This window comes from Pseudomonas sp. A0308, from assembly GCF_044218815.1.
GTDB classification, from domain to species: Bacteria; Pseudomonadota; Gammaproteobacteria; order Pseudomonadales; family Pseudomonadaceae; genus Aquipseudomonas; species Aquipseudomonas iridis.
The window spans coordinates 3803420-3821135 of the sequence record NZ_CP162581.1 but is presented as its reverse complement, the minus strand read 5'-3'; the positions used below and the strand labels follow the sequence as shown (position 1 = coordinate 3821135).

Genomic DNA, 17716 nt, shown 5'->3' with positions numbered 1-17716 from the left:
CACCGGTCTGCTGATCGGTGGCGCCTGGTAACCGTCAGGGTGATGTCGCGTCGAAACAGGCTTTGTGGCAAGTTAGGTTCTTTCATTGAAAGCGTCAGCGCCTGATACGCCCGCCGCTTTGCGCAAGACCTGTCGAGAGTTGCCGTGCCGTCACTGAACCCAACATCAAGCCCCCGTTTTACGCCAGCCTTCGGCCTCGGCAACCCGCACTTGCAAACCTTGTGGGGACCGCTCTGGCGCAAAACCACCCACCTGGACCGCGAACGTGAACGCTTGTGGCTTGCAGACGGTGACTTCCTCGACCTCGACTGGCACGGCCCGCACAGCGCCGATGCGCCATTGGTGCTGGTGTTGCACGGCCTGACCGGTTCGTCCAATTCGCCTTATGTCGCCGGCCTGCAAAAAGTGCTGGGCGCTCAAGGCTGGGCCAGTGTCGCGCTCAACTGGCGTGGCTGTTCGGGCGAGCCGAATCTGTTGTCGCGCAGCTATCACTCCGGTGCCAGCGAAGACCTCGCCGAAGCCATTCGGCACCTGCGCGCCAAGCGACCACTGGCGCCGCTGTATGCCGTCGGCTATTCACTGGGGGGCAACGTGCTGCTCAAGCACTTGGGCGAAACCGGCAGCGCCAGCGGCGTAATCGGTGCCGTGGCGGTGTCGGTACCGTTTCGGCTCGACCAATGCGCCGACCGTATCGGACAAGGCTTTTCGAAGATCTATCAGGCGCATTTCATGCGCGAGATGGTCGGCTACATCAAGAACAAGCAACGGCAGTTTCAGCACGATGGCCGCGAAGACAGCCTGGCGGAGCTGGCCGCGCTCGGCTCACTGGAAAACATGCGCACATTCTGGGATTTCGATGGCCGGGTGACGGCGCCGCTGCACGGATTTACCGATGCGCACGATTACTACCGCCGTGCATCGAGCCGCTACTTTCTTGGTGAGATTCGTACGCCGACATTAATTATCCAGGCAGCGGACGATCCTTTCGTCTTCCCTCACAGCTTGCCGAGCGCTGAAGAGTTGTCTGCCTGCACGCAGTTCGAATTGCAGCCCAAGGGTGGCCACGTCGGTTTTGTCGATGGCACGCTTCGCCGACCGGATTACTACCTTGAACGGCGCATCCCGCAGTGGCTGGCGCGCCTTGCGTGTTGAACGATCAAGGCAGTCGATCCCTTTCTGGCAAACCGCACCGCAGACGGTGATCTTTTGAGCTTATTCGCCGGTGGCAATGCCGCGCGAAGGCTCGTTGATCCACTCACTCCAGGACCCGGCATATAGCGAAGCCAATGGATACCCGGCCAGACACATCGCAAACAGGTTGTGACATGCCGTCACGCCTGAGCCGCAATAGGCGACCAGTTCCGACGGCGAGCGCTCGCCAAGCTTCGCGGCAAAGTGCTGTTTGAGCTGATCGGCCGGCAGGAATCGCCCATCACTGCCCAGGTTGTCGGTGAACGCCGCGCATTGCGCGCCGGGAATGTGCCCGGCGATCGGGTCAATCGGTTCCACTTCGCCCTTGAAACGCGGCAGGGCCCGCGCATCGATCAGGGTCAACGCGGGTTGACCGAGGCGTTGCTGTAATTGCTCGGCACTTAGCAGCAGGCTCATGTCCGGCTGACCACTGAAATGACCAGGCGTGAGAGTCGGCGCATCCAGACTCAGCGGCAAACCCGCCGCATGCCAGGCCTTGAGCCCGCCATCGAGAATGAACACGCCGTCGCGTTTGCCCAGCCACGCCAGCAACCACCAGGCGCGCGCCGCGTAGGCACCGGGGCCGTCGTCATACAAAACCACGTCGCTGTCGGCATTGATGCCCCAGGCTTGCAGGCGCTCGACCAGTGCTGTCGGCTCGGGCAAAGGATGACGCCCGGTCACGCCTTTGACCACTTTGCCACTGAGGTCGCGCTCCAGATCGGCAAAGCCCGCCCCGGCAATGTGCCCCTCGGCATAACTGCGCTGACCGTAATCCGGGTCATCGAGGGCAAAACGACAATCGAGAATCACCAGCCCCGGCTGTTCCTTGCGGGCATCCAGTGCGTTGGGACTGATCAGTTGCGCAATCGGCATAACGGGCTCCTGTGAATTCAACGAAACGGTTTACTTCACGTCGTCGAGGGCCTGGGCCAGCGGCACGTAAAACTCCTCGAACAGCGCATTGACCTCTTCACGCGCCTGCGCGGTGACAAACCCGGCCTCCAGTACCAGCACCTGGTACACGCCACGCTTGATGGCTTGCTCGCTGAGGTGATTGGAGTTTTCCCGAGTGGTGCACAGAAAGCGCACCCAGGACGTCAGGATGATCCAGGCATTGAGGGTCAGGGATTCGATCTGCACGCGGTCCATGTCGAGGATCCCGGCGGCAACAAAACCTTCGTAGATCGCCCCGCCCTGGATCAAGCAGCGCTGGGAAAAACGCCGATAGCGCGCGGCCAGCTCCGCATCGCTGTCGAGCAGATGCTCGAGGTCGCGGTGCAGAAAGCGATATCGCCACATCGCCGAGAGCAGCTCCTTGAGATAGAAACGCTTGTCTTCGACGGTCGCGGCGCGCCCCTGCGGCGGGCGCAGGAAGCTGTCGACAAGGCTCTCGTACTCACTGAACAACACGGCGATGATCGCCTGCTTGTTGGGGAAGTGGTAGTAGAGGTTGCCCGGAGAAATCTCCATATGGGCGGCGATGTGATTGGTGCTGATGCTGCGCTCGCCCTGTTGATTGAACAGTTCGAGACTGTTCAGCACGATACGCTCGCTGGTTTTTATTCGTGGGGCCATGGGCTTGAGCTTTAATTCAGAGTGCGTTGAGGAGCATCTTACGACCTAACCGGAAATGGATAAAACACTGCTGTGCATGGAAGTCATTTGACTTTCTAGAGCATAGACTCTAAAAAGTGCCTCATTATAATAAATCCGGAGCCGACCATGACTGCCGATATTGCCTACCTGCAAACGCTACAAGAGCCACTGCAAGCACTTGATCGGCAGTTCAATGCGCAAAGGGCCGCGTACGCCGCCAACCCGATGCCACCTGCTGCCCAGCGTCAGCAATGGCTCAAGGCTCTGCGCGATTTGCTCAGCAACGAGCGTCAGGCCTTGATCGAGGCAATCAGTGCCGATTTCAGCCATCGCAGCGCCGATGAAACGCTGCTTGCCGAATTGATGCCGAGCCTGCATGGCATTCACTACGCCAGTCGCCATCTCAGAGGCTGGATGAAGGACTCGCGACGCAAGGTCGGCATGGCTTTCCAGCCAGCCTCGGCGAAAGTGGTTTACCAGCCGCTGGGCGTGATCGGCGTCATCGTGCCGTGGAATTACCCGCTGTATCTGGCCATCGGCCCACTTGTCGGCGCGTTGGCGGCGGGCAACCGGGTGATGCTCAAACTCAGTGAATCGACCCCGGCCACTGGCCTGTTGCTCAAGGAACTACTGGCGCGGATCTTCCCCGAAGATCTGGTCTGTGTGGTGCTTGGCGAAGCTGACATCGGAGTGGCGTTTTCCCGTCTGCGCTTCGATCATCTGCTGTTCACCGGCGCCACCAGCATCGGCAAGCACGTCATGCGCGCCGCAGCAGAAAACCTCACGCCCGTGACGCTGGAACTGGGCGGCAAATCCCCCGCCATCGTCTCCCGTGATGTGCCGCTCAAGGATGCCGCCGAACGCATCGCCTTCGGTAAAACCCTCAACGCCGGGCAGACCTGCGTCGCCCCCGATTACGTGCTGGTGCCGGAAGATCGGGTCGGCGGCTTCGTCGAAGCCTATCGCCAGGCCGTGCAGGGTTTTTATCCGACCCTCACCGACAACCCGGACTACACCGCGATCATCAACGAACGCCAATTGGCCCGACTCAACAGTTACGTCAGTGATGCCACCAGCAAGGGCGCGCTGCTGATTCCGCTGTTCGATCAGGGTCAGGGCCGGCGCATGCCGCACAGTGTGTTGTTGAATGTCAGCGACGAAATGACGGTGATGCAGGATGAAATCTTCGGCCCGCTGTTGCCGATCGTGCCGTATCGAGATCTGGAGCAGGCATTCGCTTACATCAATCAGCGGCCTCGACCTCTGGCTCTTTACTATTTTGGCTACGACAAACGCGAACAGAACCGCGTGCTGCACGAAACCCATTCCGGCGGCGTGTGCCTGAACGACACGTTGCTGCATGTGGCGCAGGACGACATGCCCTTCGGCGGCATCGGCGCGTCGGGGATGGGCCATTACCATGGTCACGAAGGGTTCCTGACCTTCAGCAAAGCCAAAGGGGTGCTGATTAAACAGCGCTTCAATGCGGCCCGACTGATTTACCCGCCTTATGGCAAATCGATTCAGAAGCTGATCCAGAAGCTGTTCATCCGCTAAACATTCGTCATCGCCGCCGGGTAATAAAAACAATGCACCCAAGCCTGACCGATACACCTGCACTGTCGCGCCGTGGCCTGCTGAAATTCAGCCTCGGCGCCACGGCATTTCTCGCCACCGCCGGACTCGGCGCCAGCCTCAGCGGCTGCTCGTCGAGCGTCGCAGCCAATGGCTTCGTCTCGTTACGCGACGGCGACCTGCTGTTTCTGCGCGCACTGATTCCGGTGATGCTCGATGGCGCCGCGGCTCCAGAGAAAATGCCGGACGCAGTTACTGGCACTCTCAAGTCGCTTGATTACAGCCTCGATCACCTGTCGCCGGAAATGCTCAAACTCACTCGACAGTTGTTCGACGTGCTGGGCATGACCGTGACGCGCGGGCCGCTCACCGGGATCTGGGGCAGTTGGGAAAACGCCAGTCCCGACGCAATGCGCAGCTTTCTTGATCGCTGGGAAAACAGCTCGTTGAGTCTGCTGCGCATGGGCCACAGCTCTTTGCAGCAGATGGTGCTGATGGCCTGGTACAACCGCGGCGAATCCTGGGCGCACTGCGGTTATCCCGGCCCGCCCACGGTCTGAACATCACGCGAGACCTGTGGGAGCGGGCTTGTCCGCGATAGCGTCAGTCGCCGCACAGTCGAATCAAAAAATAATAAAGAGAGCCTGATCGATGCCCGTACCCGACCCCTTCCGCGAAGGCCTCGCCCGAGGCTGGAAAACCTACAATGGCGCGCAACTGGCCGATGATCTGACCCTTGAGGCCGATGTCGCGATCATCGGCAGCGGTGCCGGTGGCGGTACCACCGCGGAAATCCTCAGCGCCGCCGGCTATAAAGTGCTGCTGATCGAAGAAGGCCCGCTGAAAACCAGCTCCGACTTCAAAATGCTTGAGGACAAGGCCTACAGCAGCCTCTATCAGGAAGGCATCGGCCGCATGAGCAAGGACGGCGCGATCACCATCCTGCAGGGCCGCGCGGTCGGCGGCACGACGCTGATCAACTGGACATCGAGCTTCCGAACGCCAGAGCCAACCCTCCAACACTGGGCCACCGAGCACAACGTCAAGGGCCACAGCCCTGCCGACATGGCGCCATGGTTCGAAAAAATGGAGCAGCGCCTCGGCGTCGCGCCGTGGATGGTTCCACCGAACCCCAACAACGACGTGATCCGCAAAGGCTGCGAGCAACTCGGCTATAGCTGGCACGTGATTCCGCGCAATGTGCGCGGCTGCTGGAACCTCGGCTACTGCGGTATGGGCTGCCCGACCAACGCCAAGCAATCGATGATGGTCACGACCATTCCGGCCACCCTGGAAAAGGGCGGCGAACTGCTGTACCTCGCCCGCGCGGAAAAGCTGCTGATCAACGGCGACAAAGTGACCGGCCTGCATTGCGTGGCCATGGATGAGCGCTGCGTCGAGCCGACCGGACGCAAAATCACCGTCAAGGCGCGGCATTACATATTGGCCGGCGGTGGTATCAACAGTCCGGCCCTGCTGCTGCGCTCCGACGCGCCGGATCCGCATCAGCGAGTGGGCAAACGCACGTTTCTGCACTTGGTGAACATGTCCGCCGGACGCTTCGACGAGGTGATCAACCCTTTTTACGGTGCGCCGCAATCGATCTACTCCGACCACTTCCAATGGAAGAACGGTGTCACCGGGCCGATAGGCTACAAACTGGAAGTGCCGCCACTGCACCCGGCGCTGGCGGCCACGCTGCTGGGCGGATTTGGTCAGGAGAGCGCGCAGCACATGGCCGATCTCCCACACACCCACGCGATGCTGGCGTTATTGCGCGACGGTTTTCACCCGGACAGCCCGGGCGGCAATGTCGAGTTGCGCGGCGACGGCTCGCCGGTGCTCGACTATCAGGTTTCGCCTTACGCCTGGGAAGGCTTGCGCCGCGCTTTCCACAACATGGCCGAGATCCAGTTCGCCGGTGGCGCCAAAGCGGTGATGCCAATGCACGCCGACGCGCGTTACGTGAAGACGCTGGCCGAGGCGCGCAGCCTGATCGATGGTTTGAGCCTTGAGTTGTATCGCACACGGCTGGGCAGCGCCCACGTCATGGGCGGCTGCGCGATGGGTGAAGATCCGAAAACCGCGGTCACCGATAGCCTTGGCCGCCATCATCAATTGAGCAATCTGTCGATTCATGACGGCTCGCTATTCCCCACCAGCATTGGCGCCAACCCGCAATTGTCGGTGTACGGTCTGACTGCACAATTGGCCACTTCCCTCGCCGATCGGCTGAAAAATCCGTGAAAAAGCAGGATATTCCGATCGTCTATAGTGCTTTCTTACCCAACAGGCGACTTGGCCGACCGGGACGGCTGCGATACCATCCGACTCCCCAACGGACTCCCGCCAGGACGACGCGATGAACCGAGTGTTGTACCCAGGTACCTTCGACCCTATTACCAAGGGCCATGGCGATCTGGTCGAACGCGCCTCGCGCCTGTTCGATCACGTGATCATTGCGGTCGCCGCCAGCCCCAAGAAGAACCCGCTGTTCCCGCTGGAACAACGAGTAGAACTGGCTCGTGAGGTCACCAAACACCTGCCGAACGTGGAAGTGGTCGGTTTCTCGACGCTGCTGGCGCACTTCGCCAAAGAGCAGAACGCCAATGTCTTCCTGCGTGGTTTGCGCGCAGTGTCGGACTTCGAATACGAGTTCCAGCTGGCCAACATGAACCGCCAGTTGGCGCCGGATGTGGAGAGCCTGTTTCTTACCCCGTCCGAGCGTTATTCGTTCATTTCCTCGACGCTGGTGCGGGAAATCGCCGCGCTGGGTGGCGATATCAGCAAGTTCGTTCACCCGGCCGTGGCCGATGCCCTGACCCTGCGCTTCAAGAAGTAACGACCGTTCAAACGGCGCCCGCGTGCACTGCGGGCGCCAATGCGGCACAATTGCGCGCATTGGTTTATAGCGCCCGGGCCTACCGCCCCGGCTGGAGTTAGCATGTCCCTGATCATCACCGACGATTGCATCAACTGCGACGTCTGCGAACCCGAGTGCCCGAACGCCGCCATTTCCCAAGGCGAAGAGATCTACGTGATCGACCCGAATCTGTGCACCCAGTGCGTCGGCCACTACGACGAACCGCAGTGCCAGCAGGTCTGCCCGGTGGATTGCATTCCACTGGACGAAGCGCATCCGGAGACTGAAGAAGAGTTGATGGAGAAGTACCGCAAGATCACCGGCAAGGCCTGAGTTCTTCAGCGCCGCTGGCGACGCCATCGCGGCAAGCCCGCTCCCACAGGGTTCTGTGGTGGAACACAAATTGTGTGAACACCAAAACCTTGTGGGAGCGGGCTTGCCCGTGACGAGGCCACCCGCAACACCGCAAAACCCGGATCAGCTTACTCGCGCTGCTCAAACCCCTCCCCGACACACCCCAGACACCGCACAAACGCTGCCCTCGCCGGATCAACCACCAGCGCCTGCCCTGCATCGCCAATTCCGCCACCCAGCGCGGTAAACGGCAACGACACCACAAACGCCCCCGCACCAATCACCGTCGCCACCACCAGCAAAGGTCGGGCGATCAGCAAGTCGCCAAGCATGGCGTAGGCCGGTGGGTTCTGGATGGTGTAACGCGGATCACCGCTGCCGGTTTCCGTGGCCTGGACAGCCAGGCTGGAACACAGCAGCAGTGCGGCACAGAGGACTTGCAGGGATTTCATGGCACGATCCTTCGGGCTAGGCAGTGAGACAACTCACTATAGACCGTAGGATCTTTTCGAACGGTTTGCCTCAGCTCTGACAGCGCGGGCAGAAAACACTGGCGCGCTGGCCAAGCTTCACTTCGCGCAGCCCGGTGCCGCAGACCTTGCAGTTTTCACCACCACGGCCATAGACAAACAGCTCCTGCTGGAAATATCCCGGTTGCCCGTCGCCGCCGATAAAATCACGCAACGTGGTGCCGCCACGCTCGATGGCGGCGGCAAGGATGCGTTTGATCTCGATCGCCAGTTTCAGATAACGCGTCCGGGAAATGCCCCCGGCCTCGCGACGCGGATCAATCCCGGCAGCGAACAGCGCTTCGGTCGCATAGATATTGCCGACCCCGACCACCACCGCGTTGTCCATGATGAACGGCTTGACCGCCATGGAGCGTCCGCGCGACAGCTTAAACAACCGTTCACCGTCGAACAGATCGGTCAACGGCTCCGGCCCGAGACGAATCAGCAATTCGTGATTGAGTGGGTCGGTACTCCAAAGCATTGCGCCGAAACGCCTCGGATCGGTGTAGCGCAGGGCCAAACCGGATTCCAGCTCGATATCGACATGCTCATGCTTGAGCGCCGGCAACCCGACCTCGACCAGGCGCAAATTACCCGACATGCCCAGATGGCTGATCAACGTGCCGACTTCTGCATTGATCAGCAGATACTTGGCCCGCCGCTCGACCAGCACGATGCGCTGGCCAGACAGGCGCACATCGAGGTCTTCGGGGATCGGCCAGCGAAGACGGCGGTCGCGCACGATCACACGGGTGACGCGCTGGCCTTCCAGATGCGGAGCAATGCCCCGGCGGGTGGTTTCGACTTCCGGCAATTCAGGCATGGCGTCCTCGAATCAATGCGCGCCGAGGTCGCGAATCGTTTGTTTTAGGGATTCGAAGTCGTATTCCGACAGGCCGACATAATCAAGCACCAACGGGCCGACCGCGTTCCATTCGAAATCTTCGGTCTGGTTGCCCAGTACCCGATAGGACGCGCAGATGTGCTCGGCCATCTTGAGGATCGCCAGCAGGTTCTTCAATTGACTGTTGCGGGACGACTCGTCGCTGAAAATCGCCAGCGCATTGTGGTGATTGGCGATCGCAGCACTGACGTGTTCCGGCAGGCGCCAGGACTTGGCCGTGTAGTAGCCGACCACGGCGTGGTTGGTGTTGAACGCGTTGTTTTCGGTGTCCACCACCCGGCATTCGGCACTGGCCTGGGCGTAGGCTTTTTCCAGAATCGACATGTAATTGGGGAAGCGCTGCAACATCAACGGCACCCCGCAATCGTGGAACAGGCCCAAGGCGTAGGCTTCGTCGCCGGCCTGAGTGCCAATGCGCTTGGCCAGCGTCAGGCACGTCATCGCCACGTCCTGGGCGGTATCCCAGAAACGGTTGAGCGTGACGATGGTGTCATCGTTCATCTCGCCCTTGATCGACTGCGCGTTGATCAGGTTGATGATCGAACGACTGCCCAACAGGTTCACCGCGCGCTGGATCGAAGTGATCTTGTTGCTCAAGCCGTAATACGGCGAGTTGACGATTTTCAGCAGCGAGCCGGAGAGGCCAGGATCCTGGGCGATCAGCTTGGCGATCACCTCCAGGTCCGGGTCAGGCATGTACTGCTCCATTTGCAGATCCACCATGATCTGCGGCTGCGCGGGCACGCTGATGCCTTGCAGGGATTGTTGGATCTGTTCGGCGGTCAGCTCTTGGGACATAAGTACACACTCTGGGACAGGCGGCGATTCTACCCTCTAAAAACCGCAGGACGACACACCAGTGGGCAATTGTCAGGAACTTTCATTCAAGCGCCGGCTTCGGATTCATTAGTGCCCAACGGATCATTCAGGTCCCATGAGGCGGTAAATTCCCACAGACTCAGGAGCTTATCGATGGCTACTCAACTCAACGGCAAGCGCGTCGCTTTTTTGGTAACTGATGGTTTCGAACAGGTTGAATTGACAGGTCCCAAGCAAGCACTCGAACAGGCCGGCGCTCAGGTCGACATTCTTTCGGCCGAAGAAGGCACGGTCAAAGGCTGGAACCATGACAAACCGGCGGATGACTTCAAGGTCGACCGGACCTTCCAGGCCGCCAGCAGCGAGCAATATGACGCGATCGTATTACCCGGTGGCGTACAGAATTCGGACACCATCCGCATCGACCAGGATGCCCAGCACCTGGTCAAGACAGGCACCTCGGCCGGTAAACCGATTGCGGTGATCTGCCATGGCGGCTGGCTGTTGATTTCGGCGGGGCTGGTGAATGGCAAAACCATGACCAGCTACAAGACGCTCAAGGATGATCTGGTGAATGCCGGCGCCAACTGGGTCGATCAGGAAGTGGTCAAAGACGGCCACTTGATCAGCAGCCGGCAGCCGGATGATATTCCGGCGTTCAGTCGTGAGTTGATCGGCGCCCTGTCGGCGTAGCATTCCAGACCGCTTGCGCGAGCAATCTCGCTCCCATAGGGGATTTGTGATCACCACAAGCCCGATGTGAGAGCGAGTCTGCTCGCGAAAGCGTCACCAGCGTTTCATCGCACGCTAAACCCGGCACAAGTCTCAACACGCTATACTCCCGCTCTTTTTTCCGGAGCGACGTCATGTCCCTGCCTAGCTTGCGCCTCAAAGCCAACGCCGACCGTCGCCTGCGCGCCGGTCACCTGTGGGTCTACAGCAACGAAATCGATGTAGCCGCCACGCCACTGCACGGCTTCAATGCCGGCGATCAGGCGATCCTCGAAGCTGCCGGCGGCAAGCCGCTGGGCATCGTGGCGATGAGCCCGAACAACCTGATCTGCGCCCGCCTGCTGTCGCGCGACACCAAGGTGGTGCTGGACAAATCCCTGCTGGTGCATCGCCTCAACGTAGCGCTGTCGCTGCGTGATCGCCTGTTCGACAAGCCGTTCTATCGTCTGGTGTACGGTGATTCCGACCTGCTGCCGGGTCTGGTCGTTGACCGTTTCGGCGACATCCTCGTGGTCCAGATCGCCTCGGCGACCATGGAAGCGCATAAAGATGACGTGATCGCCGCACTGACCCAAGTGCTCAAGCCAAGCGGCATTCTGTTCAAGAACGATTCCGCTGCGCGTGACGCCGAAGGCCTCAACCGCTACGTCGAAACCGTATTCGGTCTGGTACCGGAATGGGTCGCACTGGAAGAGAACGGCGTGAAGTTCGAAGCGCCGGTCATTCAGGGTCAGAAAACCGGTTGGTTCTATGACCACCGCATGAATCGCGCACGCCTGGCGCCGTATGCCAAAGGCAAGCGTGTACTCGACCTCTATAGCTACATCGGTGGCTGGGGCGTGCAGGCTGCCGCATTCGGCGCCAGCGAAGTGTTCTGCGTCGATGCCTCGGCCTTCGCCCTTGATGGAGTCGAGCGCAACGCTGCGTTGAACGGCTTCGCCGACAAGATGACCTGCATCGAAGGTGATGTCTTCGAAGCCTTGAAAGAATTGAAGGCAAGCGAAGAACGCTTCGACGTGATCGTGGCCGACCCGCCAGCATTCATCAAACGCAAGAAAGACATGAAGAACGGCGAAGGTGCTTACCGTCGTCTGAACGAGCAAGCCATGCGCCTGCTCAACAAGGACGGCATTCTGGTCAGCGCTTCGTGCTCGATGCACCTGCCGGAAGACGATCTGCAAAACATCCTGCTGACCAGCGCCCGCCACCTGGATCGCAACATCCAGTTGCTGGAGCGCGGCGGTCAGGGCCCGGATCACCCGGTCCACCCGGCGATCGCCGAAACCCGCTACATCAAGAGCATCACCTGCCGCCTGCTGCCTAACAGCTGATCAATGCGGATGACGGGGAGCCACCAGGCTCCCCGTTTGCTTTACGCCTGAATCTGACGGCCAATCAACCTACTTTTACCTTCGTTATTGCGACTTCCTACACTTGCGTCCGACTGACGTGCAGGACGTTTCCTTACGCCTTTTAATTATTGAAACTCGCCCTACAAAGTCCACCTCTTTCTAAAGATCGCTCCGACAAAATTACTGGAATATTCCTACTTAATATCCACTTGCCAATAATCCATTACAAACTATTATGAAGTTGTCACCACGAGGTGACTTCGCTTATCAATGAACAAGGAGTTCACATCATGAAAAACATTTCTCTGGAAACCAACAAAATCGCAAACCTGGCTTTTCTGGTTGCGCCTAAAGTCCGTTAAATAAGTCTGGACGCTGCGGAGTGCCGGCCCCTCGGCGTCCTTTCGAATTTTTCCAGAGTGAATGAACCACATGTACATCAACCCTTATTTATTTATATTGCCGCGCTCGCCCGGACAAATAGTCTGGAACTACAAAGATCACACCCAATATGAACTCGACCTGAACTATGCGTCACGCCTCACCCAACTAATAAATAATCCCGACTTATTCGACACACACAACATCATAGACACACAACTATTAAACACGGGCATTCTAACCGTTTCAAAACCAGACAACCCGCACTGGGGTTGGGATGAGCTGTCGAAGATTTATCATATCGGCACGCAAAACATTCCCTGCGAACATACCCCACAGAATATTCAAGAGTGGTCCAGGCAATACCTGGCGCACTGCAACGAAGTGCTGGCCACCCCGCCGCCCGCAAAAAGCCGTCCGCAACACGAAGCGGCACAGCGCATCGCCTTGCCCGACCCTGGCGAATTGAGCGACGACAGCCTGGTTAACGCACTGCTCCAGCGAAAAACCTGTCGCTCCTTTACGGGTGCAGCGATGACGCTCAATAACGTCAGCACTTTGCTTTACCTGACTCTCGGTTACCTGCGCGAGCGCGACACTGTTCGGGATGACAGCATCGCCGAAGGCCTGGGCGCACGCCGCAGCAGTCCCTCCGGCGGTGGCCTGAACGCATGCGAAGGTTTTCTGCTGGTGCAGAACGTCGACGACGTTGCCCCCGGCATTTATGCCTATCACCCCGACGAACACTCCATCAGTCGAGTCAATCCGTTGCCGTCATCCGCACTGGGCCATTTGCTCGGCGGTCAGCATTTCATCAACAACCTGCCGCTGGGATTGTTCATCACGGCGCGATTCGATCGACTTTGGTGGAAGTATGGGCACTCCCGCGCCTATCGCATGGCGTTCGTGGAGGCCGGTCACCTCTCACAAACCTTTCAACTGGTTGCCACAGCACTTGGCTTGAACACCTGGTTGACCGGCGCGTTTGCCGACGAGCACGTCGAAACACACCTCGAACTCGGGGGAAGCGCCGAACAGCCATTGTTCTTTGTCGGCTGCGGGGAAAGCGACGGACAGGCGATGTGCCAGGAACTGCGCGAACTGTTGCGCGAGGCCCAGGCATGACTCTCCTCAGTGCCGATCCGAGCGAAGCGCCAATCTCCTGGGCGCTCAAATTCACCTTGGGGGACTGGGACAACCGAGCCTCCGTCCGCACCAGCACTCATGACTATCAGTTGCCAGACGATGTGCAGCAACAACTGGAAAGCCGTTACTGGTTTCCACCGGACTTCCTGCCCTACCTGTCGCATCCCGCCATTCAAGCAGCAGGGCGTGACGTGCTGCATCGGCTGACGGCCAATCATCTGGTGCACTTTCTCGACTACACCACCCTGCTGGAACACCGCATCGTCAATCGCGCGGTAGAAGTCATCATCCACCGGGAACTGCCGATTCATGTGTCTCAAGCCATGAAGCATGCAGCGCTGCAGCTCTATACCGACGAGGGCTATCACGCACTGTTTTCGAATCGTCTCGCCGATCAGATCGCCGGGCTCTACGGGATCATCGGGCGTCCGGCGATGCCAAAGCGGATTGTGCGCATGAACGCCCTGATCGCCCGCACTTCGGAGAAAAACCGCCCCTTGGCATGGTTTCTTCTCGGCTTCGTCTCGGAAACCATCATTGCCCGGGAGCTGCTGGAGGTCTGTCGCAACAGTCTGGTGTCCAGCGTGAACGACATGCTGCGCGATCATCTGGCCGACGAAGCCCGCCACAGCCGCTACTTCGCCGAAGTGTTCCATTACCTGTGGCTGGCCTTGAACAATCGCCAGCGAACCTTCGCCTCCAGATCGCTATTGGAGATCATCGGGATGTTCTTCGAAGCCGACGAGCGCTGGTTGCAACAGAGCCTGCGTGGAGCAGGCATCACCGACAGCGCCGTGACCGACATCATCGCCAGCGTAACGGCGCCGCAAGCCACTCGACGGCGCGCACGCTCAGGTGCCACCGCGACACTGGACGCACTGAAAAGCGCCGGTTTTTTTGCGTGGCCCACCAACCAGCAACGCTTCGCCAAGGCAGGATTGATCGATGGATAAGGGGCAATCAGTGGTAACCGCCAGCCAACGCCGTGGCGCAGTCAGCCTGTTGCTGGCGATGGTGCTGCTCGGCGTGTTCCCTCTGGATGTTCTGCTGCCTTCATTTCCGGCACTGGCTGCACACTTTCGCAACACGCCGACAGACATTGCGCTGTCGATCAGTCTGTTCGCCGTGGGAATCGCGTTTGCTCAGGTTTCGATCGGGCCACTGTCCGACGTGATCGGGCGCAAGGGCTTGCTGCTCGCAGGCATGATCGTATCGATACTCGGCGCGCTTGGTTGCGTGATGACCAGCGACTACTCGCTGTTTCTGATGTTTCGAGTAGTGCAGGCCGTGGGCTGCGGGTGTTTTGTGCTGTCACAGGCGCTGGTGCAGGATTTGTTCGAGGGTAAAGAACGTGATCGTCTGCGCATCCTGATGGTCACGGCGAGCGGGGTCTTTATTTCGGTGTCGCCGCTGGCCGGCACCTTTCTGCAAGCCACTCTCGGCTGGCGCGGCAGTTTCTGGGTCTTCATTGCGCTGGCGGCCGTGGTATTCATCAAAGCCTGGCTGCTTCTGGACAACAGTCGTCCGGCCAGCAACGGCGAACGCTTGGGTTTCATTCAGTCCTACCGACGGGTGCTGGGAAGTTTCGAGTTCGTCGGCTATTGGCTGATATCAGCGTTCGCCTTTGCCTGCCACTTCTCGTTCATCGTGATCTCGCCGCTGATTTTCATGGATCAGTTGCAACTGGCGCCGTACGACTTTGCGCTGATCCTGCTTATTTACGGTGCCGCCTACATTGCCGGGGGCATCATCGCTTCGGTGTTGAATCGACGCATCACGCCCGGCCGACAAATCATTATCGGGCTGAGTCTGATCCTGCTGTCGGGCCTGCTGACGCTGTATCTGGCGGCCCATCATGCGCTGACCCCGATTGCGGTGCTGATCCCGATGCTGATGTGTACCGCTGGCACGACCATCTCCCGGCCAGCCGCCACTTCTCGGGCCATGAGTCTTTTTCCCGATAACGCCGGCACCTCGGCCTCGGCCGGCAGCACCATCATCTTCATTTGCGCAGGATTGATCAGCGCGCTGATAAGCCTCAGTCCTGCCAATCTGCAATCCACGCTGGGCTACAGTTTCGTGCTGCTCAGTTGCGTGGCGCTGGCATTGAACGGTGGTATCAGCCGTCGAGCAAGAAACACTCAGACCGACGCGATCGTGCAGCCGGGGAGCGATTAATCCTGCCGGTCGTCACGCAACAGGCACCGTCGGCACGGCAACAACACTTTGCGCCATTCCCTCCAGACGCCAGCGGTGTAGAATCGCTTCATTCATCGCCATTCATCCCCCGGCGGGTTTATGAGCTCAGGCTGAGGCAAGCGGCGATCCCGCAAAGTCATCGGCAACTTCCGGACACACGGCCATTTCTGAGTGTTCCAGACGTCAATAGAAGCTCTCTCCCCTTTTGATACCTGATTAGCCGCCCGGAGTGCTCCATGCCTGATTACCGTTCGAAAACATCCACCCACGGCCGCAACATGGCCGGCGCCCGCGCACTGTGGCGCGCCACCGGGATGAAAGATGACGACTTCAAAAAGCCGATCATCGCCATTGCCAACTCGTTCACCCAGTTTGTACCGGGCCATGTGCACCTGAAGGATCTGGGCCAGCTGGTCGCCCGTGAAATCGAACGCGCCGGTGGCGTGGCCAAGGAATTCAACACCATCGCCGTGGACGACGGCATCGCCATGGGCCACGACGGCATGCTCTATTCGCTGCCGAGCCGCGAAATCATCGCCGACTCCGTCGAGTACATGGTCAACGCCCACTGCGCCGACGCCATTGTATGCATCTCCAACTGCGACAAGATCACCCCGGGCATGTTGATGGCTGCGTTGCGCCTGAACATTCCGGTGATCTTCGTTTCCGGCGGGCCGATGGAAGCCGGCAAGACCAAACTTGCGTCCCACGGCCTCGACCTCGTCGATGCCATGGTCATCGCCGCCGACGCCAGCGCTTCTGACGAGAAAGTCGCTGAATACGAGCGCAGCGCCTGCCCTACCTGCGGCTCGTGCTCCGGCATGTTCACCGCCAACTCGATGAACTGCCTGACCGAAGCCCTCGGTCTTGCACTGCCGGGCAACGGTTCGACCCTCGCTACCCACAGCGACCGCGAACAACTGTTCCTGCAGGCCGGCCGCACCATCGTCGAGCTGTGCAAGCGCTACTACACAGAGGACGACGAGTCGGTATTGCCGCGTAACATCGCCAATTTCAAGGCGTTCGAGAACGCGATGATGCTCGACATCGCCATGGGCGGTTCGACCAACACCATCCTGCATTTGCTGGCTGCTGCCCAGGAAGCCGAGATAGATTTCGACCTGCGCGACATCGACCGTCTTTCCCGCGTCGTGCCGCAGCTGTGCAAGGTCGCGCCGAACATCCAGAAGTACCACATGGAAGATGTGCACCGTGCCGGCGGCATCTTCAGCATCCTCGGTTCGCTGGCCCGTGGCGGCCTGCTGCACACCGACCTGCCGACCGTGCACAGCCGCAGCATGGAAGAAGCCATCGCCAAGTGGGACATCACCCAGACTGACGATGAAGCCGTGCATCACTTCTTCAAGGCGGGTCCGGCGGGCATCCCGACCCAGACTGCGTTCAGCCAGTCGACACGTTGGGAAAGCCTCGATGACGACCGTGAAAACGGCTGCATCCGGAGCTTCGAGCACGCCTATTCGAAAGAAGGTGGCCTGGCCGTGCTCTACGGCAACATCGCGCTCGATGGCTGCGTGGTGAAAACCGCTGGCGTCGACGAGTCGATCCACGTGTTCGAAGGCAACGCGAAGATCTTCGAAAGCCAGGACAGCGCCGTACGCGGCATCCTCGCCGACGAAGTGAAAGAAGGCGACATCGTCATCATTCGCTACGAAGGCCCGAAAGGTGGCCCGGGCATGCAGGAAATGCTCTACCCGACCTCGTACCTGAAATCCAAAGGCCTGGGCAAAGCTTGCGCCCTGCTCACCGACGGCCGTTTCTCCGGCGGTACCTCGGGGCTGTCCATCGGCCACGCTTCGCCAGAAGCAGCAGCCGGCGGTGCGATCGGTCTGGTGCAGGATGGCGACAAGGTGCTGATCGACATTCCAAATCGCTCGATCAACCTGTTGGTCAGCGACGAAGAACTGGCCGCACGCCGGGTCGAGCAGGACAAGAAAGGCTGGAAACCGGTGGAAATCCGTCCACGCAAAGTCACCACCGCCCTGAAGGCTTACGCCCTGCTGGCGACCAGTGCCGACAAGGGTGCTGTGCGTAACAAGGCGATGCTCGACGGGATCTAAAAAAGCTCAAA

The 17716-nt window shown here is 59.6% G+C and carries 17 protein-coding genes; 12 read left to right on the top strand and 5 right to left on the bottom strand.

The genetic code is table 11. From position 1 onward, the window contains the following. Nucleotides 1–153: 153 nt before the first annotated feature. Entirely contained in the window at nucleotides 154–1152 is a 999-nt protein-coding gene (locus AB4P92_RS17610) for a hydrolase (protein ID WP_395599679.1), read from the top strand. A gap of 60 nt (nucleotides 1153–1212) precedes the next feature. Here the strand turns inward: AB4P92_RS17610 and AB4P92_RS17605 are convergent, their stop codons facing one another. Together AB4P92_RS17605 and AB4P92_RS17600 are read right to left on the bottom strand one after the other, a co-directional pair. Next, nucleotides 1213–2067, bottom strand: a complete 855-nt coding sequence (locus tag AB4P92_RS17605) for a sulfurtransferase (protein WP_395597938.1) — start codon at nucleotides 2065–2067, stop codon at nucleotides 1213–1215. A 30-nt stretch (nucleotides 2068–2097) separates the two neighbouring features. Continuing rightward, nucleotides 2098–2769, bottom strand: a complete 672-nt coding sequence (locus AB4P92_RS17600; RefSeq protein ID WP_395597937.1) for a TetR/AcrR family transcriptional regulator — start codon at nucleotides 2767–2769, stop codon at nucleotides 2098–2100. A 147-nt stretch (nucleotides 2770–2916) separates the two neighbouring features. Between AB4P92_RS17600 and AB4P92_RS17595 the strand changes: the two genes are divergently transcribed. The 5 genes from AB4P92_RS17595 (at nucleotide 2917) to AB4P92_RS17575 (ending at nucleotide 7561) form a co-directional block, all read left to right on the top strand. Beyond that, entirely contained in the window at nucleotides 2917–4347 is a 1431-nt protein-coding gene (locus AB4P92_RS17595; protein WP_042561567.1) for a coniferyl aldehyde dehydrogenase, read from the top strand. A gap of 32 nt (nucleotides 4348–4379) precedes the next feature. After that, nucleotides 4380–4925: a twin-arginine translocation pathway signal protein gene (locus AB4P92_RS17590; protein ID WP_395597936.1), complete on the top strand. Its 546-nt coding sequence runs from the start codon at nucleotides 4380–4382 to the stop codon at nucleotides 4923–4925. A 91-nt stretch (nucleotides 4926–5016) separates the two neighbouring features. Then, complete coding sequence (locus AB4P92_RS17585; RefSeq protein WP_395597935.1) at nucleotides 5017–6612, top strand: GMC family oxidoreductase N-terminal domain-containing protein; 1596 nt, start codon at nucleotides 5017–5019, stop codon at nucleotides 6610–6612. A gap of 115 nt (nucleotides 6613–6727) precedes the next feature. After that, nucleotides 6728–7207 carry a pantetheine-phosphate adenylyltransferase gene (gene coaD, locus AB4P92_RS17580; protein WP_003229157.1) on the top strand — a complete coding sequence of 160 codons (480 nt, stop codon included), beginning with the start codon at nucleotides 6728–6730 and terminating at the stop codon, nucleotides 7205–7207. Nucleotides 7208–7309: 102 nt separating this feature from the next. Next, entirely contained in the window at nucleotides 7310–7561 is a 252-nt protein-coding gene (locus AB4P92_RS17575) for a YfhL family 4Fe-4S dicluster ferredoxin (RefSeq protein WP_261735591.1), read from the top strand. A 149-nt stretch (nucleotides 7562–7710) separates the two neighbouring features. On the opposite strand, the gene AB4P92_RS17570 is transcribed toward AB4P92_RS17575, so the two are convergent. The 3 genes from AB4P92_RS17570 to AB4P92_RS17560 form a co-directional block, all read right to left on the bottom strand. Then, nucleotides 7711–8034 (bottom strand): multidrug transporter, encoded by a 324-nt coding sequence (locus tag AB4P92_RS17570; RefSeq protein ID WP_042561570.1) that lies wholly within the window; start codon nucleotides 8032–8034, stop codon nucleotides 7711–7713. Between the two features lie 70 nt (nucleotides 8035–8104). Further along, entirely contained in the window at nucleotides 8105–8917 is an 813-nt protein-coding gene (gene mutM / locus AB4P92_RS17565; RefSeq protein WP_261735590.1) for a bifunctional DNA-formamidopyrimidine glycosylase/DNA-(apurinic or apyrimidinic site) lyase, read from the bottom strand. Between the two features lie 12 nt (nucleotides 8918–8929). Continuing rightward, nucleotides 8930–9742: an HDOD domain-containing protein gene (locus tag AB4P92_RS17560; RefSeq protein ID WP_181818492.1), complete on the bottom strand. Its 813-nt coding sequence runs from the start codon at nucleotides 9740–9742 to the stop codon at nucleotides 8930–8932. Nucleotides 9743–9970: 228 nt separating this feature from the next. On the opposite strand from AB4P92_RS17560, the gene AB4P92_RS17555 reads away from it, so the two are divergent. From AB4P92_RS17555 to ilvD, 6 genes are all read left to right on the top strand, one after another. After that, nucleotides 9971–10510, top strand: a complete 540-nt coding sequence (locus AB4P92_RS17555; protein ID WP_042561573.1) for a type 1 glutamine amidotransferase domain-containing protein — start codon at nucleotides 9971–9973, stop codon at nucleotides 10508–10510. 173 nt (nucleotides 10511–10683) lie between these two features. Continuing rightward, nucleotides 10684–11880, top strand: a complete 1197-nt coding sequence (locus AB4P92_RS17550) for a class I SAM-dependent rRNA methyltransferase (protein ID WP_047303980.1) — start codon at nucleotides 10684–10686, stop codon at nucleotides 11878–11880. A gap of 453 nt (nucleotides 11881–12333) precedes the next feature. Next, nucleotides 12334–13407, top strand: coding sequence for a SagB family peptide dehydrogenase (locus AB4P92_RS17545; RefSeq protein ID WP_395597934.1), 1074 nt, complete (start codon nucleotides 12334–12336; stop codon nucleotides 13405–13407). Beyond that, nucleotides 13404–14381: a diiron oxygenase gene (locus tag AB4P92_RS17540; protein ID WP_395597933.1), complete on the top strand. Its 978-nt coding sequence runs from the start codon at nucleotides 13404–13406 to the stop codon at nucleotides 14379–14381. The genes AB4P92_RS17545 and AB4P92_RS17540 overlap by 4 nt, the downstream gene beginning before the upstream one ends. Further along, nucleotides 14374–15606 (top strand): MFS transporter, encoded by a 1233-nt coding sequence (locus AB4P92_RS17535; protein WP_395597932.1) that lies wholly within the window; start codon nucleotides 14374–14376, stop codon nucleotides 15604–15606. Before AB4P92_RS17540 ends, AB4P92_RS17535 begins: the two co-directional genes overlap by 8 nt. A 257-nt stretch (nucleotides 15607–15863) precedes the next feature. Beyond that, complete coding sequence (gene ilvD / locus AB4P92_RS17530; protein WP_047303988.1) at nucleotides 15864–17705, top strand: dihydroxy-acid dehydratase; 1842 nt, start codon at nucleotides 15864–15866, stop codon at nucleotides 17703–17705. Nucleotides 17706–17716 lie beyond the last annotated feature (11 nt).